This is a genomic window from Cellulomonas sp. zg-ZUI22 (assembly GCF_017353535.1).
In the GTDB taxonomy this organism is placed as follows: Bacteria; Actinomycetota; Actinomycetes; order Actinomycetales; family Cellulomonadaceae; genus Cellulomonas; species Cellulomonas wangleii.
Genome location: NZ_JAFMUZ010000003.1, coordinates 38,981 through 58,678, shown reverse-complemented (window position 1 = coordinate 58,678; position 19,698 = coordinate 38,981). Strand labels below are relative to the sequence as shown.

19 protein-coding genes are annotated in these 19,698 nt (G+C 74.2%); 17 read left to right on the top strand and 2 right to left on the bottom strand.

Features of this window, described 5'->3' with window-relative positions; translation table 11 throughout:
- The first annotated feature begins 228 nt into the window (after nucleotides 1–228).
- The 10 genes from J1G43_RS11635 to dnaE all read left to right on the top strand — a co-directional run bounded on the left by J1G43_RS11635 (nucleotide 229) and on the right by dnaE (nucleotide 11,145).
- Nucleotides 229–1,023, top strand: coding sequence for an FtsQ-type POTRA domain-containing protein (locus J1G43_RS11635; RefSeq protein WP_207378492.1), 795 nt, complete (start codon nucleotides 229–231; stop codon nucleotides 1,021–1,023).
- 227 nt (nucleotides 1,024–1,250) lie between these two features.
- Complete coding sequence (gene ftsZ, locus J1G43_RS11630; RefSeq protein WP_207341328.1) at nucleotides 1,251–2,534, top strand: cell division protein FtsZ; 1,284 nt, start codon at nucleotides 1,251–1,253, stop codon at nucleotides 2,532–2,534.
- Between the two features lie 6 nt (nucleotides 2,535–2,540).
- The gene (gene pgeF, locus J1G43_RS11625) at nucleotides 2,541–3,326 is read left to right on the top strand and encodes a peptidoglycan editing factor PgeF (RefSeq protein ID WP_307859565.1); all 786 of its coding nucleotides are present in this window, start codon (nucleotides 2,541–2,543) and stop codon (nucleotides 3,324–3,326) included.
- Between the two features lie 185 nt (nucleotides 3,327–3,511).
- Nucleotides 3,512–3,991 carry a cell division protein SepF gene (locus tag J1G43_RS11620; protein WP_207341490.1) on the top strand — a complete coding sequence of 160 codons (480 nt, stop codon included), beginning with the start codon at nucleotides 3,512–3,514 and terminating at the stop codon, nucleotides 3,989–3,991.
- Between the two features lie 3 nt (nucleotides 3,992–3,994).
- Nucleotides 3,995–4,282: a YggT family protein gene (locus J1G43_RS11615; RefSeq protein ID WP_207341327.1), complete on the top strand. Its 288-nt coding sequence runs from the start codon at nucleotides 3,995–3,997 to the stop codon at nucleotides 4,280–4,282.
- A gap of 169 nt (nucleotides 4,283–4,451) precedes the next feature.
- Complete coding sequence (locus tag J1G43_RS11610; RefSeq protein ID WP_207341326.1) at nucleotides 4,452–5,144, top strand: DivIVA domain-containing protein; 693 nt, start codon at nucleotides 4,452–4,454, stop codon at nucleotides 5,142–5,144.
- 248 nt (nucleotides 5,145–5,392) lie between these two features.
- On the top strand, nucleotides 5,393–5,833 hold the full coding sequence (locus tag J1G43_RS11605; RefSeq protein ID WP_207800455.1) for a TraR/DksA family transcriptional regulator: 441 nt from the start codon (nucleotides 5,393–5,395) through the stop codon (nucleotides 5,831–5,833).
- 20 nt (nucleotides 5,834–5,853) lie between these two features.
- Complete coding sequence (lspA, locus tag J1G43_RS11600; protein ID WP_207378491.1) at nucleotides 5,854–6,597, top strand: signal peptidase II; 744 nt, start codon at nucleotides 5,854–5,856, stop codon at nucleotides 6,595–6,597.
- The gene (locus J1G43_RS11595; RefSeq protein ID WP_207341325.1) at nucleotides 6,594–7,529 is read left to right on the top strand and encodes an RluA family pseudouridine synthase; all 936 of its coding nucleotides are present in this window, start codon (nucleotides 6,594–6,596) and stop codon (nucleotides 7,527–7,529) included. The genes lspA and J1G43_RS11595 overlap by 4 nt, the downstream gene beginning before the upstream one ends.
- 52 nt (nucleotides 7,530–7,581) lie before the next feature.
- Nucleotides 7,582–11,145 (top strand): DNA polymerase III subunit alpha, encoded by a 3,564-nt coding sequence (dnaE, locus tag J1G43_RS11590; protein ID WP_207370686.1) that lies wholly within the window; start codon nucleotides 7,582–7,584, stop codon nucleotides 11,143–11,145.
- Nucleotides 11,146–11,210: 65 nt separating this feature from the next.
- Here the strand turns inward: dnaE and J1G43_RS11585 are convergent, their stop codons facing one another.
- On the bottom strand, nucleotides 11,211–11,423 hold the full coding sequence (locus J1G43_RS11585; RefSeq protein ID WP_207341323.1) for an RNA-binding S4 domain-containing protein: 213 nt from the start codon (nucleotides 11,421–11,423) through the stop codon (nucleotides 11,211–11,213).
- Nucleotides 11,424–11,557: 134 nt separating this feature from the next.
- Between J1G43_RS11585 and hisD the strand changes: the two genes are divergently transcribed.
- Entirely contained in the window at nucleotides 11,558–12,880 is a 1,323-nt protein-coding gene (hisD, locus tag J1G43_RS11580; RefSeq protein ID WP_207378490.1) for a histidinol dehydrogenase, read from the top strand.
- Between the two features lie 67 nt (nucleotides 12,881–12,947).
- Here hisD and J1G43_RS11575 read toward each other — a convergent pair whose 3' ends face one another.
- Nucleotides 12,948–15,113, bottom strand: coding sequence for a RecQ family ATP-dependent DNA helicase (locus tag J1G43_RS11575; RefSeq protein WP_207341321.1), 2,166 nt, complete (start codon nucleotides 15,111–15,113; stop codon nucleotides 12,948–12,950).
- Between the two features lie 86 nt (nucleotides 15,114–15,199).
- Here J1G43_RS11575 and J1G43_RS11570 point away from each other — a divergent pair, with 86 nt between their 5' ends.
- From J1G43_RS11570 to J1G43_RS11545, 6 genes are all read left to right on the top strand, one after another.
- Nucleotides 15,200–16,321, top strand: coding sequence for a histidinol-phosphate transaminase (locus tag J1G43_RS11570; RefSeq protein WP_207378489.1), 1,122 nt, complete (start codon nucleotides 15,200–15,202; stop codon nucleotides 16,319–16,321).
- Entirely contained in the window at nucleotides 16,318–16,929 is a 612-nt protein-coding gene (gene hisB / locus J1G43_RS11565) for an imidazoleglycerol-phosphate dehydratase HisB (protein WP_207370682.1), read from the top strand. The genes J1G43_RS11570 and hisB overlap by 4 nt, the downstream gene beginning before the upstream one ends.
- The gene (locus tag J1G43_RS11560; protein ID WP_207370681.1) at nucleotides 16,926–17,402 is read left to right on the top strand and encodes a hypothetical protein; all 477 of its coding nucleotides are present in this window, start codon (nucleotides 16,926–16,928) and stop codon (nucleotides 17,400–17,402) included. Before hisB ends, J1G43_RS11560 begins: the two co-directional genes overlap by 4 nt.
- A gap of 73 nt (nucleotides 17,403–17,475) precedes the next feature.
- A complete protein-coding gene (hisH, locus tag J1G43_RS11555; RefSeq protein WP_207370680.1) occupies nucleotides 17,476–18,123 on the top strand; it encodes an imidazole glycerol phosphate synthase subunit HisH in 648 nt (215 codons plus the stop codon).
- 93 nt (nucleotides 18,124–18,216) lie between these two features.
- The gene (gene priA, locus J1G43_RS11550) at nucleotides 18,217–18,969 is read left to right on the top strand and encodes a bifunctional 1-(5-phosphoribosyl)-5-((5-phosphoribosylamino)methylideneamino)imidazole-4-carboxamide isomerase/phosphoribosylanthranilate isomerase PriA (protein ID WP_207341316.1); all 753 of its coding nucleotides are present in this window, start codon (nucleotides 18,217–18,219) and stop codon (nucleotides 18,967–18,969) included.
- Nucleotides 18,966–19,694 carry an SseB family protein gene (locus J1G43_RS11545; protein WP_207341315.1) on the top strand — a complete coding sequence of 243 codons (729 nt, stop codon included), beginning with the start codon at nucleotides 18,966–18,968 and terminating at the stop codon, nucleotides 19,692–19,694. The genes priA and J1G43_RS11545 overlap by 4 nt, the downstream gene beginning before the upstream one ends.
- Nucleotides 19,695–19,698 lie beyond the last annotated feature (4 nt).

The following is a 19,698-nucleotide window of genomic DNA, read 5'->3' as shown; positions in this document are numbered from 1 at the left end:
CGCTCGACGCCCGTCCGCCCCACCCCGGCGACGCGCGTGCCGTCCGCCCGCGCCGCGTCGCGACCGGGTCGCGACGATCCCGATGCCACGGCGGACCGCTCGGAGGCACCGGGATCCACGGTGCGAGGTCCCGGTACGCGGCCGACCGCCGCGACGTCGCGCGTCCGTCGGGCGCCGGGTGCGCCGACGGCGCCGGCGACCGACCCGGTCACCGGGTCGACGCGGGCGGTGACCACGTACACCGTCGGCCGGTTCAGCGGGCCGGTGCGGCCCGCGGTCGTGTCGACCACGTCGCGCGAGCGGTTCGCCGAGCGGGCGCGTGCCCGGCGCAACCTCGCCCGGCGCCAGGTGGTCGGGGCAGCGGCCGGCGTCGTCGGCGTCGGCGCGCTCGGCTGGCTGCTGCTGCTCTCGCCGGTGCTCGCGCTCGACGTGACGCAGCTCGAGGTCACCGGCGCCGGAACCGTCGTGGCGGTGGACCAGGTGGTCGCGGTCGTCCACGAGCGTGCCGGCACGCCGCTGCCGCGGCTCGACACCGTCGGGCTGCGGGACCAGGTCCTGGAGGTGCCGGGCGTCCGGGAGGCGCGCGTCGTGCGGCAGTGGCCCCGCGGGCTGGCCGTGCAGCTCGTGTCGCGCGAGCCGGTCGCGGCGGTGCCGGAGGAGGCGCCGGCGACGGGCCTCGTGCTGCTCGACGAGCAGGGCGTGCAGGTGGGCCGCGCCGACGCGGCGCCCGCCGGTCTGCCCGTCGTCGACGTCCCGGTCGGTGACGAGCGCACGCTGTCGGCGGTGCTGCACGTCCTGGAGCAGCTGCCGCCCGACCTGCTGGGGCAGGTCGCCTCGGTCGCCGCGGCGAGCCAGGACACGGTCACCATGCAGCTGCGCGACGGCGGCCCCCGGATCGACTGGGGGAGCGCGGAGCAGACCCCCTTGAAGCTCGCCGTGCTGGCCGCGCTGCGTGGCGCGCCCGAGGCGGCGGGCGCGTCCGTCTTCGACGTCTCGGCGCCCCAGATGCCCATCACCAAGTGAGCGGGCGGCGTCCAGGACGCGGATCACGGCGGCGAAGCACGACACGCGCGGCGCGGTCGTTGATCCGGGGTCGGCGGCCACCTAGCGTCACGACCCGACAGCACATCTGACATAACTCTCACCTTCAACCTGAGGGTGAAGGTTGACGAGCACGACCCGCGTCCCGCGTGTCGGGGCGAGCACCAGCGGCCCGGCACGCCGCGACCCGCGAACGAGAGGCACCCACCGTGGCAGCTCCGCAGAACTATCTGGCGGTCATCAAGGTCGTCGGCATCGGCGGTGGCGGCGTGAACGCCGTCAACCGCATGATCGAGGTCGGCCTCAAGGGTGTCGAGTTCATCGCCGTCAACACCGACGCCCAGGCCCTGCTCATGTCCGACGCCGACGTCAAGCTCGACGTCGGCCGCGAGCTGACGCGCGGGCTCGGGGCAGGGGCGGACCCCGAGGTCGGCAAGAAGGCGGCCGAGGACCACTCCGAGGAGATCGAGGACGTCCTGCGGGGCGCCGACATGGTGTTCGTCACCGCCGGCGAGGGCGGCGGCACCGGGACCGGCGGCGCACCCGTCGTCGCGCGGATCGCCCGCTCGCTGGGCGCGCTGACGATCGGTGTCGTGACGCGACCGTTCACCTTCGAGGGCCGCCGGCGCTCCGTGCAGGCCGACGCCGGCATCGAGGCGCTGCGAGCCGAGGTCGACACCCTCATCGTCATCCCCAACGACCGGCTGCTGTCGATCTCCGACCGGTCCGTCTCCGTGCTCGACGCGTTCCACTCCGCCGACCAGGTGCTGCTGTCCGGCGTCCAGGGCATCACCGACCTCATCACCACGCCCGGCCTCATCAACCTCGACTTCGCCGACGTCAAGTCCGTCATGCAGGGTGCCGGCTCCGCCCTCATGGGCATCGGCTTCGCCCGCGGGGAGGACCGCGCCGTGCAGGCGGCGGAGATGGCGATCTCGTCGCCGCTGCTGGAGGCCAGCATCGACGGCGCCCACGGCGTGCTGCTGTCGATCCAGGGCGGGTCCGACCTCGGCCTGTTCGAGATCAACGAGGCAGCCCGGCTGGTGCAGGAGGCCGCGCACGCCGAGGCGAACATCATCTTCGGTGCGGTCATCGACGACGCCCTCGGCGACGAGGTCCGGGTCACCGTCATCGCTGCCGGGTTCGACGGCGGTGGTCCCGTCGTGCGTCGCGACGCCCGCGCGCTCGGCCAGGTCAGCGGCGCGACCGCCCGCCAGGTGCCCGCCGTGGCGCCCGTCACGACCCTGCCGGGTGCCGGTCCGGCCCCGACGCCGCGCCCCGTGCAGCTCCCCGACGAGGACCTGGTGCCGGTCGGCACCGTGCGCACCACCGGTCAGCCCGGCGAGGCAGCGCGCCCCGAGGTGCCGGCGTTCATGGCGACGCGGTCCGAGCCCGCGCCCGCCACGGGGTCGCTCGAGGTGCCCCGCGTGCTGGCGGAGGAGCCCGCCCGCCGCGAGCGGGACGAGCTCGACGTGCCCGACTTCCTCAAGTAGGTCCGTGTGGCCGACCGTCCGGGGCCGGCGGACGGCGTCGTGATCGACGCCGTTCCGCTCGGCCCCGGCGTCGTGGCGGGGTTCACCTCGCGGGCCGGCGGCCGCAGCGGCGGCCCGTGGCGTGGTCTGAACCTGGGGACCCGGGTGGGTGACGACCCCGCCGCCGTCGCCGCCAACCGGCGCGCGCTGGAGCAGCGGATCGGTGCGCCGGTCGTGCTCGCCACCCAGGTGCACGGCGCCGACGTGCTGCTCGTCACCGACGTGTCGTCGCGGGACCTCCCCGCGGACGGTCTGGTGTCGACGACCTCGGACGTGGCGGTGGGTGTGTACGTGGCGGACTGCGCACCCGTGCTGCTGGCCGACCCCGTGGCCCGCGTCGTGGCCGCCGCGCACGCCGGCCGGGCGGGGCTGGCGGCCGGTGTGCTGCAGGCCACGGTGGCCGCCATGGTCCGGCGGGGCGCGGACCCGGCGCGCACCGTCGCCGCCGTCGGCCCCTGCATCGCCGGCGCGTCCTACGAGGTCCCCGCCGCGATGCGGGACGAGGTGGCCGCCGTGGTGCCGGAGGCGGCCGCGACGACGGCGGCGGGCACGCCCGCGCTCGACCTCGCGGCCGGTGCGCGCGCGGTGCTGCTGCGCGCCGGGCTGGTCCACGTCCACGTGGACGGCCGTGACACGTACCGCGACGCCGACCTGTACTCGCACCGCCGCGCGGTCCACGAGGGCTCGGCGACCACCGGGCGGTTCGTCGGCGTCGTCCGGCTGCTCCCGGCGCGCACCGCGCCGACCGGGTGACCTCGTGAGCGGCGGCCGCGACACGCCCGCGTGTCGCCGCGCCCTCCCGGGCCTGCGTTGCTAGCGTGACCAGCGCGGAGACGATCGACACCGCACCGACACCGTTCCCGGCACCTGCCGGGCGGCCGGTGCCGTCAGGCAGGGCCGCAGGAGTCGGGGGAGCCCGGCGGATGGGAGACGACGCGATGGCCGGAGCGCTGCGCAAGACGATGCTGTACCTCGGCCTGGCCGACGACCGGTCCGACCACGAGGAGTACCTCGAGGAGTACGAGGAGGCGGAGGTCGCCGTGCCCGAGGACAGCTACGAGGCCCAGGTCATGCCGCTGCACCGAACGCCGCGGGTGCAGGCTGCACCGGCGCCGCACGAGGCGGGCGACCTGCGCCGCATCACGACCATCCACCCCCGCTCGTACAACGACGCGCGCAAGATCGGCGAGGCGTTCCGCGAGGGGACGCCGGTGATCATGAACCTCACGGACATGGACGACTCGGACGCCAAGCGTCTTGTCGACTTCTCCGCAGGGCTGATCTTCGGCCTGCACGGTGCCATCGAGCGCGTGACGAGCAAGGTCTTCCTGCTGTCGCCCGCGCACGTGGAGCTGGCGGGCGACGCGGCGACCGCTGCCGAGCCGGCGACGCGTTCCGGCTTCTACAACCAGAGCTGACGCGTGCGCCTGCTCGCCAGCCTGCTGTACCTGGTCGTCCTCGTCTTCTTCCTGCTGCTGCTCGTGCGCCTGGTGCTGGACTGGGTCCAGGTCTTCGCGCGCGACTGGCGGCCGACGGGGTTCGTCCTCGTCGTCGCGGAGGTGACCTACTCGGTCACCGACCCGCCCCTGCGCGCGCTGCGGCGCGTCCTGCCGCCGATCGGCATCGGCTCCGTGCGCTTCGACCTGGCCTTCCTGGTGCTCGCGCTCGTGTGCTCGCTGCTGCTCCAGGTGCTGGGCAGGCTGTCCTGAACCGCCGTTCGACGGGCGCCCGTGCGGGCGTCCGCGGGGTGCGCGCAGCACGCGTCCTCGAAGTGTCGGGAGGCGTACGCCGCCCGGATTCTCCGCTACCGTGGCCCGAGGTGGTCGGTGGACTGACTGCCGCCGGCCAGAGCCAGTACGACCGACAGAGGTGACGACGATGGCACTGCTCACCGCAGACGACGTCCTGAACAAGAAGTTCCAGGCGACGAAGTTCCGGGAAGGCTACGACCAGGACGAGGTCGACGACTTCCTGGACGAGGTCGTCAACACCCTGCGGGACGTCCAGGGCGAGAACGATGACCTGAAGACGAAGCTCGCGGCCGCGGAGCGACGCATCGCGGAGCTCAGCCGCGCAGGTGCCCAGCAGGCCGCGCCCGCGCCCAAGCCGGAGCCCACCCCGGAGCCGACCCCCGCTCCCGCTCCGGCCCAGCCCGCCCCCGTGCCGGCCATGGCCCAGCCGTCCGTCGTGTCGGCGCCGGCGCCCGGCCCCGCGCGGGGCAACGAGCCCGAGTCCGCGACCGGCATGCTCGCCCTGGCGCAGAAGCTGCACGACGACTACGTGCGCAGCGGTCAGGAGGAGTCCGACCGGCTCATCAACGAGGCGAAGACGCGGGCCAACCGGATCGTGCGTGAGGCGGAGGAGACCTCGCAGCGCACCCTCGGCCAGCTCGAGCAGGAGCGCTCGCTCCTCGAGCGCAAGATCGACGAGCTGCGGGTGTTCGAGCGGGACTACCGCACGCGCCTCAAGAGCTACCTCGAGAACCTCCTCGGGGACCTCGAGAACCGCGGCAACGCGCTGCCGCCCCGCTCGGGCCAGGGCCAGTCGGTCCCGGAGAGCCAGAGCATCTGATCGACTGCCCGCCGCCGGGGGTGCGTGCCCGCCCCCGGCGGCGTCGGCGTGCCCGGACGGCACCAGGGCGACGACGGTGCGGCCGACGGCGGCCAGGAGGGCGCGGCGGTCGCCCCAGCGGCCACCGGCTGGTCGGCCCGGCGTGTCGCGTGCCCCGCGCCCGTCGTGTCCTGTTGTGCGGTGCCCCGGACGCGCATAAAGTCGGCGCACTCGAGACGGGGGGAACGTCCGTGACCATCAATGATGCCTTGAGCACGCTGACGACGGGGTCCGACGAGGAACGGGGGGGACCGGTCGCGCTGCTGCCGGTGCGTGACGGCGAGGTGCCGTGGACCCGAGCCGAGATCGACCAGGTCACCGACGAGCTCACTGCCGACCGCCTACGCCTCATCGACGAGGTGGCTGCGGCCGACGCTGAGCTGTCGGATCTGCTGCGCAACTCCGGCGACGGTGCCGGGGACGACCAGGCGGACTCCGGTTCGTCCGCACTCGAGCGTGAGCACGAGCTCACCCTCGTGAACAACACGCGCGACCTGCTCGACCAGACCTCTCACGCGCTCGACCGGCTCGCCGCCGGGACGTTCGGTGTGTGCGAGTCCTGCGGGCAGGCCATCGGCAAGGCACGCCTGCAGGCGTTCCCGCGCGCGATGCTGTGCGTGAGCTGCAAGCAGCGGGAGGAGCGCCGCTGAGGCGCCCGTAGACTCCTGCGGTGCCCACGACGGACGACGACACCGCCCTGCCCGACGACCGCCCGACACCCGCCGCGACCGCGACGGGCGACGACGGAGCGGGTGGGGCGGTGCTCGTCGCCCCCGAGCGCCGTCGTCGGCTGATCCGCGGGCTCGTCGCCCTCACCCTCTCGGTGCTGGTCGTGGACCAGGTCACCAAGGTGTGGGCGGTGGCCGCGCTGGCCCCGGGGGAGCGCACGCCGCTGCTCGGGGACCTGTTCGGGCTCCAGCTCGTCCGCAACCCCGGCGCCGCGCTCTCGATCGCGACGGGCATGACCTGGGTCCTGACGCTGGTCGCGGTGGTCGTCGTCATCGTGATCGTGCGGGTGTCGCGGCGTATCGGCTCGGCGGGCTGGGCGGTGGCCCTGGGGCTGCTGCTCGGGGGTGCGCTCGGCAACCTCGTGGACCGGATGGTCCGCGAGCCCGGGCCGCTGCGCGGCCACGTCATCGACTTCCTCGCGTACGGGCGGCTCTTCATCGGGAACATCGCGGACATCGCCATCGTCGTGGCGGCGGTGCTGGTCGTGTGGCTCACCTCGCGCGGCATCCACGTCGACGGCAGCCGCGACGGGCACGACGCCGCTCCTCCGGGAACGGCGGGCGATCCCGCACCGGGCGACGGCACCGACGTGCCCGACACCGCCACGCCCGGCACCGCCACGCCCGGCACCACGAAGCCGGGCCCCAGCACGTCCGGCCCGATCACGGGTGGGGGTGCGGCGTGAGCGGCACGCGGGCGCTGCCCGTCCCGGACGGCCTGGCCGGTGAGCGGGTCGACGCCGCGCTCGCCCGTCTGCTGGGGCTGTCGCGCACGCGCGCCGCGGAGCTCGCCGCCGAGGGTGCCGTCCGTGTCGACGGGCTCCCGGTGGGCAAGTCCGACCGGCTGGTCGCGGGTGCCTACCTGGAGGTCGACCTGGAGCCCGCGGCTCCCGCCGTGCCGGCCGTGGTCCCCGAGCCCGTGCCGGGGATGCGGATCGTCCACGACGACGACGACCTCGTGGTCGTCGACAAGCCCGTCGGTGTCGCGGCGCACCCGTCGCCCGGCTGGACGGGTCCCACCGTGGTGGGCGCGCTCGCCGCCGCGGGCTACCGCATCTCCACGTCCGGCTCCGCCGAGCGCCAGGGCATCGTCCACCGCCTCGACGCGGGCACGTCCGGCCTCATGGTGGTCGCCAAGAGCGAGCACGCGTACACCGAGCTCAAGCGGGCGTTCAAGGAGCGCACGGTCGAGAAGGTCTACCACGCGCTGGTGCAGGGCCACCCGTCGCCGACGACGGGCACGATCGACGCCCCGATCGGCCGTCACCCGTCGTCGGACTGGAAGTTCGCCGTGGTCGCGGGTGGCAAGCCGTCGGTCACGCACTACGAGGTGCTGGAGATGCTGCCCGGGGCCTCGCTGGTCGAGGTGCACCTGGAGACGGGTCGGACGCACCAGATCCGCGTGCACTTCGCTGCGCTGCACCACAGCCTGGTGGGGGACCTCACCTACGGGGCCGATCCCGCGCTCGCGGCGCGTGTCGGGGTCACCCGGCAGTGGCTGCACGCGATGCGCCTGGGCTTCGAGCACCCCGGGACGGGGCAGTGGTTCGAGGCCGCCAGCGAGTACCCGGACGACCTCGCCGCCGGGCTCGAGACGCTGCGGGGGGCGTACTCCTAGATCCCGGCGGGGCAGTCCGGGGGCGTCGGTGGGGCGACGTAGGATCGCCAGCATGAGTGCTGGAGGATCCCCGGACCCGTCCTTCGTCCACCTCCACGTGCACAGCGAGTACTCGATGCTCGACGGCGCCGCGCGTATCGGCGAGATGCTCGACGAGGCCAAGCGGCTGGGCCAGACGGCCATGGCGATCACGGACCACGGCTACCTGTTCGGTGCGTTCGAGTTCTGGCAGAAGGCGACGGACCGGGGCATCAAGCCCATCATCGGCGTCGAGGCGTACGTCACGCCGGGCACCAGCCGGTTCGACCAGAACCGCGTGCGCTGGGGCGAGGCGCACCAGGCGGCCGACGACGTCTCGGCGCGCGGTGCGTACACGCACCTGACACTGCTGAGCCGCACCACCGAGGGCATGCACAACCTGTTCCGGATGGGGTCGTTGGCGTCCCTCGAGGGCCAGATGGGCAAGTGGCCGCGCATGGACCGTGAGCTGATGTCGCGGTACTCCGACGGTCTGATCGCCACCAGCGGGTGCCCGTCGGGGGAGATCCAGACGCGCCTGCGCCTCGGTCACTACGACGAGGCCGTGCGTGCCGCGGGCGAGCTGCAGGACATCTTCGGCAAGGAGAGCTTCTACATCGAGGTCATGGACCACGGCCTCGACATCGAGCGTCGGGTCATCAAGGACCTGCTGCGCGTCGCCGAGGGCATCGGTGCCCCGCTCGTGGCGACGAACGACCTGCACTACACGCGTGAGGAGGACGCCCACGCGCACGAGGTGCTGCTCGCGGTGCAGTCCGGCTCGACGCTCGACGAGCCGACGAGCGACCAGGGCGGCAGCCGGTTCGCGTTCAGCGGGTCCGGCTACTACGTGAAGTCGGCCGCGGAGATGCGCCGCACGTGGGCCGAGCTGCCCGAGGCGTGCGACAACACGGTGCTGATCGCCGAGCAGTGCGAGGTCAAGTTCAACACCGGGGCGAACTACATGCCCCGCTTCCCCGTCCCGGCGGGGGAGAACGAGGAGTCGTGGTTCATCAAGGAGGTCGAGCGCGGCCTGCAGCGGCGCTACCACGGCTCGGTGCCCGACGCGGTGCGCAAGCAGGCCGAGTACGAGACGGGCGTCATCACGCAGCTCGGCTTCTCCGGCTACTTCCTCGTCGTCGCCGACTTCATCAACTGGGCCAAGGCGCAGGGCATCCGCGTCGGACCCGGTCGTGGCTCGGCGGCCGGCTCCATGGCGTCGTACGCCATGGGCATCACCGAGCTCGACCCGCTCGAGCACGGCCTGATCTTCGAGCGGTTCCTCAACCCCGAGCGCGTGTCCTGGCCCGACGTCGACGTGGACTTCGACGAGCGCCGGCGCGGCGAGGTCATCCGCTACGTCACCGAGAAGTACGGCGACGACCGGGTCTGCCAGATCGTCACCTACGGCACGATCAAGGCCAAGCAGGCCCTCAAGGACGCGTCGCGCGTCCTCGGCTTCCCGTTCGCGATGGGCGACAAGCTCACCAAGGCGATGCCCCCGGCCGTCATGGGCAAGGACATCCCGCTGTCGGGCATGTACGACCCGGAGCACCCGCGCTACGCCGAGGCCGACGAGTTCCGCCAGGTCGTGGCGGCGGACCCCGAGGCGCAGCGCGTGCTGGAGACGGCCCGCGGGCTGGAGAACCTCAAGCGGCAGTGGGGTGTGCACGCCGCCGGCGTCATCATGTCGAGCGAGCCGCTGCTCGACATCATCCCGATCATGAAGCGCCCGCAGGACGGGGCGATCATCACGCAGTTCGACCAGCCGGCGTCCGAGGCCCTCGGCCTCATCAAGATGGACTTCCTGGGTCTGCGCAACCTCACGATCCTCGACGACGCGCTCGAGAACATCGTGATGAACGGCAAGCCCGCGATCGAGATCGAGACGGTCCCGCTCGACGACCCTGCGACGTACGAGCTCCTCGGCCGCGGTGACACGCTCGGGGTCTTCCAGCTCGACGGCGGGCCCATGCGCTCGCTGCTGCGCCAGATGCGCCCGGACAACTTCGAGGACATCTCGGCCGTCATCGCGCTGTACCGCCCGGGCCCGATGGGCATGAACTCGCACGTCAACTACGCGTTGCGCAAGAACGGCCTGCAGGAGATCGAGCCGATCCACCCCGAGCTGGTGGAGCCGCTCGAGGAGGTCGTCGGTGTCACGCACGGCCTGATCGTCTACCAGGAGCAGGTGCAGAAGGCGGCCCAGGTGCTGGCCGGGTACTCGCTGGGTCAGGCCGACCTGCTGCGTCGCGCGATGGGCAAGAAGAAGAAGGAGGTGCTCGACAAGGAGTTCATCCCCTTCCAGGCCGGCATGCGCGAGCGCGGGTACTCCGACGGCGCGATCCAGGCCGTCTGGGACGTCCTCGTGCCGTTCGCCGGCTACGCCTTCAACAAGGCGCACTCCGCGGCGTACGGCGTCGTCTCGTACTGGACCGCCTACCTCAAGGCGAACTTCCCCACCGAGTACATGGCGGCGCTGCTCACCAGCGTGCGTGACGACAAGGACAAGTCGGCCCTGTACCTCGGTGAGTGCCGGCACATGGGCATCACGGTGCTGCCGCCGGACGTGAACTCGTCGTCGGCGAACTTCACGGCCGTGGGTGTCGACATCCGGTTCGGCCTGACGGCCGTGCGCAACGTCGGCGCGAACGTCGTGGACGCGATCGTGGCGGCCCGCGAGGCGAAGGGCGCGTTCACGTCCTTCACCGACTTCCTCGACAAGGTGCCGGCGGTCGTCTGCAACAAGCGGACGATCGAGTCGCTCATCAAGGCCGGTGCGTTCGACTCCCTCGGCCACCCCCGTCGGGCGCTCCTGCTGATCCACGAGCAGGCCGTGGACGCGGTCATCGACGTCAAGCGCAAGGAGGCGACGGGCCAGTTCGACCTGTTCGCCGACCTGGGCGGTGACGACGAGACCGGCACCGGCATCGCCGTGACGATCCCGGACCTGCCGGACTGGGACAAGAAGCAGCGCCTGGCGTTCGAGCGCGAGATGCTCGGCCTGTACGTCTCGGACCACCCGCTGTCGGGGCTCGAGCACGTGCTGTCCGCGCAGGCCGACGTGTCGATCGCGACGCTCAACGCGGACACCGAGCGCCCCGACGGGTCGACGGTCGTGGTCGCGGGCCTGGTGACGAGCCTGCAGCGCAAGATGTCGAAGCAGGGCAACCCGTGGGCCGCCGTGACGCTCGAGGACATGGAGGGCTCCGTCGAGATCATGTTCTTCGGCGAGACCTACCTCGCCTACTCGACGGTGCTGGCCGAGGACGCGGTGCTCGTGGTGCGGGGCCGTGTGCGCCGCCGCGACGACCAGATGCAGCTGCAGGCGATGGAGGTCTCCATCCCGGACACGTCGCAGGCCGCCGACTCCCCGGTCGTGGTGTCCCTGACGGAGGGCCGCTGCACGCCGCCCGTCGTCGAGCGGCTGCGCGAGGTGCTGTCGACGCACCCGGGCGTCACCGAGGTCCACCTGCGGCTCACCAGTCCCGGCCGAGCCGTGGTGATGCGGCTCGACGACGGGTTGCGCGTCGAGCGGTCACCCTCGCTGTTCGGGGACCTCAAGGCCCTGCTCGGTCCGAGCTGCCTGGCGTCCTGATCCCGGTCCCGCACCCGGTCGGCCACGTGCCGGCCGGGTGGCCGCGCTGCGCGGTCCGTGCCCGGTCAGTCCTCGACGGTCGCGCGCTGCACGCCGCCGGGCAGGTCGACCTCCACCACGTCGCCCGGGCGCAGCTGCCGACCGCGGCGGGCCTCGGGCTCGCCGTTGACGGTCACCGCGCCGTCGTCGAGGAGGGCGCGGGCGTGCCCGCCGGTGTCGGCGAGGCCGACGAGCTTGAGGAACTGGCCGAGGCGGATGGGCTCGTCGTGCTGGGTCACGGGGCCAGTCTGCCAGGCGCGCCACGGTGTCCCCGTGCGGCACCGTCGCCCGGTGCGGCAACCGTCGCCGCGCCGGATCCGCGGGCGGCGGACGGCCCCGACCCGTCACCGTGCGTCGTCCTAGACTCGATCCCGTGATCTCCAGAATCGACCTGCGCGGTCGCCGTCCGTCACGTCGTGAGCTGCTCCTCGAGCTGCCCCGGGCCGAGCTCGACGTCGAGCACGCCACCGCCACGGTGGCGCCGATCCTCGAGGCGGTGCGCACGCGGGGCGCGGACGCCCTGCGCGAGCTGGCCGAGCGGTTCGACGGCGTGCGTCCCGCGCACGTGCGGGTTCCGGCCGAGGTGGTCGCCGGTGCGGTGGGGGCGCTGGACCCGCAGGTCCGCGCCGCGCTGGAGGAGACGATCCGACGGGTGCGTGCCGTGCACGGCGCGCAGCGCCCGCAGGACTTCACGGTGCAGGTCGCGCCGGGTGCCCAGGTGCGCCAGCGCTGGCTCCCGGTGCGCCGCGTCGGGCTGTACGTGCCCGGCGGCCTCGCGGTGTACCCGTCGTCGGTCGTCATGAACGTCGTGGCGGCCCAGGAGGCCGGCGTGACGTCGCTCGCGGTCGTGTCCCCGCCCCAGAAGGACAACGACGGGCTGCCCGACCCCGTGGTCCTGGCCACCTGCGCCCTGCTCGGCGTGGACGAGGTCTACGCCGTCGGCGGCGCGCAGGCGGTCGCGATGCTGGCGTACGGCGCAGCGGGCAGCGAGGACGTCGACGGCGAGACGCTGTGCGAGCCAGTGGACGTCATCACCGGACCCGGCAACGTCTACGTCGCGGCGGCCAAGCGCCTGGTGCGCGGCGTCGTGGGCATCGACGCCGAGGCCGGCCCGACGGAGATCGCGATCCTCGCGGACGGCACCGCCGACCCCGTGCACGTCGCCGCCGACCTCATCTCCCAGGCCGAGCACGACCCGCTCGCCGCGGCCGTGCTCGTCACGCCGTCCGTGGAGCTGGCGGGTGCGGTCGAGGCGAAGCTCGTCGACCTGACGGACGCCACCGCCAACCGGGACCGCGTCGGGGTCGCGCTGCGGGGCACCCAGTCGGCGATCGTCCTGGTCGACGACCTGGACGCCGGCCTCGACGTCGTGAACGCCTACGGGGCCGAGCACCTGGAGATCCAGACGGTCGACGCCGCCGCCTGGGCGGACCGCGTCACGAGCGCCGGCGCGATCTTCGTCGGGCCGTGGTCCCCGGTGTCCCTGGGCGACTACATGGCGGGGTCGAACCACGTGCTGCCCACCGGCGGCTGCGCGCACTTCGCCAGCGGCCTCGGAGTGCACTCGTTCCTGCGTGCCGTGCAGGTGATCGAGTACGACGCCGACGCGCTGGCCGCCGTGGCCGACCGGGTCGTGGCGCTGGCCGACGCCGAGGGGCTGCCGGCCCACGGCGAGGCGGTGCGCGCGCGGTTCTGAACGACGCGGCCCGTCGCGCTCGGCGCGGCGGGCCCGTGCGCTCACGCGTCGGTGCCCGGCCCGGGCGTCAGCCCACCCCGAGCACGAACGGCAGCACCTCGGTCGCGCCGGCACGGCGCAGCAGACGGCCGGCCACCGTCAGCGTCCAGCCGGTGTCGGTGCGGTCGTCCACCAGCAGCACCCGTCGACCGTCGACCGCGGCCGCCACGTCGGGCGGCAGGTCGACGTGGCGCAGCACGTCCGCCAGCCGCTGCGCGGAGTTCACGTCGTGCCGCGACGGCGTCCCGGTCGGCAGCAGCGCGCCGACGAGCGGCACGCCCAGCAGCCGCGCCGTCCCGGCCGCCAGGTGCTCGACGAGGGCGCCGCGGCTCTCCGACGCGACGGCGACGACGACGTCCACCGGGGGGGCCCACGCGTCCAGCACGGTGCGCACGGCGGGCCGCAGGTTGACCGGCAGCTCCGTGGGCACCTGCTCGCGCAGCGCCTCGCGCAGCGGGCCGCCCCACCCGAGCGCGTCGAGGCGGCCGACGGCACGCCCCTCGGCCACCTGCTCGCCGGGTGCGATCCGTCCCTTGAGGTCCAGCCCGAGCGAGCCCAGACCGCTGGGCCACTGCCGGCGCGCGGTGACGGGCTCGCCGGGCACCGCCAGCAGCTCGCGCGCGTGCTCGACCGCGCCCGCGTCGGGCACCGCCCCGACGCTCGTCCCCGTGCACCGGTCGCAGCGTCCGCACCGCCAGCCGTCGGGCAGGTCCGGGTCGTCGAGCGCGGCGCGCAGGAACGCCATCCGGCAGCCCTCGGTGGCCTGGTAGTCGAGCATCGTGCGCTGCTCGGCGCGCCGCGCGGCGGTGACGCGGGCGTACCGCTCCCCGTCGTAGGCCCACGGCTGCCCGGTGGACTCCCAGCCGCCGCGCACGCGGCGCACCGCGCCGTCGACGTCGAGGACCTTGAGCATCCCCTCGAGGCGGCTGCGGCGCAGGCTGACGAACGTCTCCAGGGCGGCGGTCGACAGCGTCCCCTGGGAGTCGAGCGCCGCGAGCGTCGCGCGCACCTGGTCCTCCGGCGGGAAGGCCGTCGAGGCGAACCACTCCCAGATCGCCTGGTCGTCGTGCCCGGGCAGGAGCACGACGTCGGCGCGGGCGGTCGCGCGGCCGGCGCGTCCCACCTGCTGGTAGTAGGCGATGGGGGAGGAGGGCGCGCCCACGTGGACGACGAACCCGAGGTCCGGCTTGTCGTACCCCATGCCGAGGGCCGACGTCGCCACCAGCGCCTTCACGCGGTTGGCGAGGAGGTCGGCCTCGGCCTGCTCGCGCTCGGTGGGGTCGGTCTGGCCGGTGTACGACCGGACGTCGAGCCCGGCCGCGCGCAGGTGCTCGGTCACCTGCTCGACCGCGGCGATGGTCAGGCAGTAGATGATCCCGGAGCCGGTCAACGTCGGCAGCGTCGACGCGAGCCACGCGAGGCGGGTCGCGACGTCGGGCAGCGCCGTCACCTGCAGCCGCAGGCTGGGCCGGTCGAGCGTGCCGCGCAGCACCAGGGTGCCGGGACCGGCGTCGCCGTCGTCGCCGGTCCCGGTGACGGCGAGCTGCTCGGCGACGTCGGCCGTGACGCGCGCGTTGGCGGTGGCCGTGGTGGCGAGCACCGGCACCCCGGCGGGCAGGTCGGCCAGCAGCGTGCCGATGCGCCGGTAGTCGGGCCGGAAGTCGTGGCCCCAGTCGGACACGCAGTGGGCCTCGTCCACCACCACGAGCCCGGCGTCGGACGCGAGCCGCGGCAGCACCTCGTCGCGGAAGCCGGGGTTGTTGAGGCGCTCGGGGGACACGAGCAGCACGTCGACCTCGCCGGCGGCGATGCGCGCGTGCACCTCGTCCCAGTCCTGCTGGTTGGCCGAGTTGAGCGTCTCCGCGGCGATGCCGGCGCGGCGTGCCGCGTCGACCTGGTTGCGCATGAGCGCGAGCAGCGGCGACACGATGATCGTGGCGCCGCGCGGGGGCCCGGCGGCGCCGCGGCGCAGCAGCGCGGTGGCGACGAAGTACACAGCGGACTTGCCCCACCCGGTGCGCTGCACGACCAGCACCCGCCGGCGGTCCGCGACCAGGGCCTCGACCGCCTGCCACTGGTCCTCGTGCAGGTGGGCGTCGTCGCGTCCGACGAGCGCCCGCAGCACCTCCTCCGCCTGCGCGCGCAGCGCGACCCGGTCGACGGCGGTGGCGGTGTCGGGAGCAGGGGTGGGCATGCCCGGCAGCGTACGTCGGGACGCCGACACGTCCCGGTGCGCGGGCCCCTGGCCGGGGCACGCGGCACGGAACCTAGACTCGGGACGTGACCGCCGCTCCCGACCTGTCGCCCGGCACGCTGCCGCTGCGCCCCGAGCTCGTCGGCATCGAGCCGTACGGTGCCCCGCAGCTCGACGTCCCGGTGCTGCTGAACGTCAACGAGAACCCGTACGCCCCGTCCGACCAGGTCGTCGCCGACGTGGCCGCCGCGGTCGCCGACGCGACCCGCGGCCTCAACCGGTACCCCGACCGCGACTTCGCCGCGCTGCGCGCCGACCTCGCCGCGTACCTCGAGGTCGAGTCGGGTGTGCACCGCGAGCCCGAGCAGATGTGGGCGGCGAACGGCTCGAACGAGATCATGCTGCACGTCATGCAGGCGTTCGGCGGCCCCGGGCGCACCGCGCTGTCGTTCGCCCCGACGTACTCGATGTACCCGGAGTACGCGCGCGGCACGTCGACCGCCTGGGTCACGGGCCGTCGCGCGGAGGACTTCACGCTCGACCCCGACCACGCGCGCGCGACGATCGCGGCGCACGCGCCGAGCGTCGTGCTGCTGGCCAGCCCGAACAACCCGACCGGCACCGCACTGCCGGCGGACACCGTGCGTGCCGTGCTCGACACCGCCGCCGAGGTGCCCGGCGGGTGCGTCGTGGTGGTCGACGAGGCGTACGGCGAGTTCCGTCGCGAGGGCACGCCGTCGGCGCTCGAGCTGCTCGACGACTACCCGCACCTGGCCGTCAGCCGCACCATGTCCAAGGCCTTCGGCCTGGCCGGTGCGCGCGTCGGTTACCTGTCGGCCTCACGCGCCCTCGTCGACGCGCTGCGCGTCGTGCGCCTGCCGTACCACCTGTCGGCGGTCACGCAGGCGGTCGCGCGCGCCGCGCTGCGGCACGCCCCCGAGCTCATGGCGCAGGTGGGGTCGCTGCGCGCCGAGCGGGACGCCCTGGTGACGTGGCTGCGGGACCACGGGTTCACGGCCGCCGACTCGGACGCGAACTTCGTGCTGTTCGGCCTGTTCGACGACCGCGAGGCGGTCTGGCAGGGTCTGCTCGACCACGGTGTGCTCGTGCGGGTCACGGGCCCCGAGGGATGGCTCCGGGTGTCGGTCGGCACCCCGGAGGAGACGGCGGCGTTCAAGGACGCCCTGGTGGAGGTGGCAGGACGATGAGTGAGGCACGCCGGCGCACGGCGCGCATCGAGCGCAGCACCAGCGAGTCCAGCGTGCTGGTCGAGCTCGACCTCGACGGCACGGGGCGCACGCAGATCGACACGAGCGTGCCGTTCTACGACCACATGCTCACGGCGCTCGGCAAGCACTCGCTGATCGACCTGACGGTGCAGGCCAAGGGCGACACGCACATCGACGCCCACCACACCGTCGAGGACACCGCGATCGTGCTCGGGCAGGCGCTGCGCGAGGCGCTGGGCGACAAGCGGGGCATCGTCCGCTACGGCGACGCGACGGTGCCGCTCGACGAGGCGCTCGCCCACGCGGTCGTCGACGTCTCGGGACGGCCCTACTTCGTGCACTCGGGTGAGCCCGAGGGGCAGCAGTACCACCTCATCGGCGGCCACTTCACGGGGTCGCTGACCGCGCACGTGCTCGAGTCGATCGCGCACCACGCGGCGTTCACCGTGCACATGCGCGTGCTCGCGGGCCGCGACCCGCACCACATCGTCGAGGCGCAGTTCAAGGCGCTGGCGCGCGCGCTGCGCGCGGCCGTGGCGCTGGACCCGCGCGTCGACGGCATCCCGTCCACGAAGGGTTCGCTGTGAGCGAGGACGACCTGCGCGGCATCGAGATCCCCGACGACCTGTCGGGTCTGACCGCGGCACCGACGCCCACGGTGGCCGTCGTCGTGACGCAGGTCGCGGTCGCGCCGGCGCTCGCGGCCGCCTGCTCGCTGGCGGGCGTGGACGTGGACGCGGTGCCGTCGCCCGTGGGCGCGCTCGCGGTGCTGCGTGACCCCGCGGCCGGCGTCCCCGCGGCCGGTGCCGTGTCCCGGCTGCTGCGCCAGGTCCCCGTCGTGCTGCTGGAGCGTCGCGGGGGCAAGGTCACGGCGTCGCAGTGGGTGGGCGGCGAGCACGAGAAGGACCTGCCGGCCGGCCTGGTGCTGTCCGGGGCTCCCGAGGTCCTCGAGGAGCTGCTGCTGGGGGACCTGCCGGCCGGTGAGGTCGAGGGTGTGGTGTCGTCCGTCGGGATGTCGCGCTGGAAGGCGATGAAGCTGCTGGCCGCGCACCGGCGCTGACCCGGCGCCCGGGGACCGTCCGGTCGTCGGACGACTGCCCGGGGCCGCACCGCGTCGCGGTTACCCTGGGGTCGTGTCTCCCCGCGTTGTCGTCCTGGACTACGGCTTCGGGAACGTGCGCTCCGCGGTGCGGGCGCTCGCCCGGGTCGGTGCCGACGTCGAGCTGACCGCCGACAAGCAGGCGGCCCTCGACGCCGACGGTCTCGTGGTGCCCGGTGTCGGTGCGTTCGCCGCCTGCATGCAGGGCCTGCGCGCCGTCGGGGGCGACCAGGTCGTCGACCGCCGGCTGGCCGGCGGTCGCCCGGTGCTCGGCATCTGCGTCGGCATGCAGGTCATGTTCGCCGAGGGTGTCGAGCACGGTGTGCGCACCGAGGGCCTGGGCCAGTGGCCCGGTGTGGTCGACCGCCTCGAGGCCGACGTCGTGCCGCACATGGGCTGGGCCGACGTGACGGCACCGCAGGACTCCGTCCTGCTCGACGGGCTCGACGGCGAGCGCTTCTACTTCGTCCACTCCTACGCCGCGCGCTCCTTCCCGCTGGCCGACGCGCCCCCGGCGGGCGAGCACCCGCTGCCCGCCCCGCGGGTGACGTGGGCCGACCACGGCGGCCGGTTCGTCGCCGCGGTGGAGAACGGGCCGCTGTCGGCCACCCAGTTCCACCCCGAGAAGTCCGGCGACGCCGGCGCGGAGCTGCTGTCCCACTGGGTCGGCTCGCTGCGCTGAGCACGGCACCGCACGTCACCCGCACTGCACCGCACCGCACCGCACCGCACCGGCCCGTCGGAGGTCCGGTGCGGCCCCACCCGGAGAGGACCCATGACTCCCACGCGTGAGCCCCGGCTCGAGCTGCTGCCCGCCGTCGACGTCGCCGACGGCCAGGCCGTCCGCCTCGTGCAGGGCGAGGCCGGCTCGGAGACCGCGTACGGCGACCCGCTGACGGCCGCGCTCGACTGGTACGCCGGCGGGGCGGAGTGGATCCACCTGGTGGACCTGGACGCCGCCTTCGGCCGCGGCACCAACGCGGTCCTGCTCGGCAAGGTGGCCGCCGACCTGGCGGCCAAGGGCGTCAAGGTCGAGCTGTCCGGCGGCATCCGTGACGACGCGTCGCTCGAGCGCGCCCTGGCGACCGGTGCGACCCGGGTCAACCTCGGGACGGCCGCGCTGGAGGACCCGGAGTGGACGGCGGACGTCATCGCCTCGCACGGCGAGCAGATCGCCGTGGGGCTCGACGTGCGCGGCACCACGCTCGCAGCGCGCGGCTGGACGCAGGAGGGCGGCGACCTGTGGGAGGTGCTCGCGCGCCTCGACGCCGCCGGGTGCTCGCGCTACGTCGTCACCGACGTCACCAAGGACGGCACGCTGCGCGGACCCAACCTGGACCTGCTGCGCGAGGTGTGCGCACGCACGTCCGCGCCCGTCGTGGCGTCGGGCGGCATCTCCAGCCTCGAGGACATCCGCGCCCTGCGCGGTCTCGTCGGGGTCGGCGTCGAGGGCGCGATCGTCGGCAAGGCGCTCTACGCGGGTGCGTTCACGCTGCCGCAGGCGCTGGACGTGGCCGGACGCCCGTGAGGGGTCGCGAGCTGCCGCCGTCGTCGCCGTTCGCCGGGGACGACGGGTCCGCCGACCCCACGCTGGTGGACGTGCTCGCCCGGCACGCCGCCGGGGACGCGCCGCTCGCCGACGTGGTGGCCGCCCTGGCGCCCACGCGCGTGCTCGTGCCCGTCCTGGCCGAGCTCGAGGTGGCCGACGTGGTCGAGCACGGCGGCCACGCCCACACGGTCGACAAGGAGGCGTCCGCGGGCATCGTCGCGCTGCGCACGCCCGACGGCCGCACGGCCCTGCCGGTCTTCACGGGGGTCGCGGCGATGGCGCGCTGGCGTGCCGACGCCCGCCCCGTGCCCACCGCGGTCCCGCGGGCGGCACTCTCCGCGGTCGCGGAGGGCTGGGAGGTCCTGGTCCTCGACCCCGCCGGCCCGGTGACCGTCGCGCTGCCGCGCACCGCCGTGTACGCGCTCGCCCAGGGTCACGGCTGGCAGCCGGCCGTCCACGACGGCCGGGTCGACGACGAGGTGTGCTCCGCCGTGCGCGCCGCGCTCGCGGACGTCCGCCTCGTGGTCGACGCGGAGGCGGTGCCCGGCTCCCGCGCCGAGGTGGCGGTGCGGCTCGCCCTGCCCGCCGGGCTGGACCGGGCGGCGCTCGACCGGGTCCTGGCGCAGGTCAACGACGCGCTGGCGCACGACCCGGTGGTCGCGGCCCGCGTGGACTCCCTGGAGCTCCGGGTCCGCGCAGCCTGAGCCG

Excerpts from the sequence above, each read along its gene's own strand:
- J1G43_RS11620 (WP_207341490.1), top strand. The coding sequence starts at position 3,512 with ATGGCCGGAGCGCTGCGCAAGACGATGCTGTACCTCGGCCTGGCCGAC.
- J1G43_RS11610 (WP_207341326.1), top strand. The coding sequence starts at position 4,452 with ATGGCACTGCTCACCGCAGACGACGTCCTGAACAAGAAGTTCCAGGCG.
- dnaE (WP_207370686.1), top strand. The coding sequence starts at position 7,582 with ATGAGTGCTGGAGGATCCCCGGACCCGTCCTTCGTCCACCTCCACGTG.
- J1G43_RS11575 (WP_207341321.1), bottom strand. The coding sequence starts at position 15,113 with ATGCCCACCCCTGCTCCCGACACCGCCACCGCCGTCGACCGGGTCGCG.
- hisB (WP_207370682.1), top strand. The coding sequence starts at position 16,318 with ATGAGTGAGGCACGCCGGCGCACGGCGCGCATCGAGCGCAGCACCAGC.
- priA (WP_207341316.1), top strand. The coding sequence starts at position 18,217 with ATGACTCCCACGCGTGAGCCCCGGCTCGAGCTGCTGCCCGCCGTCGAC.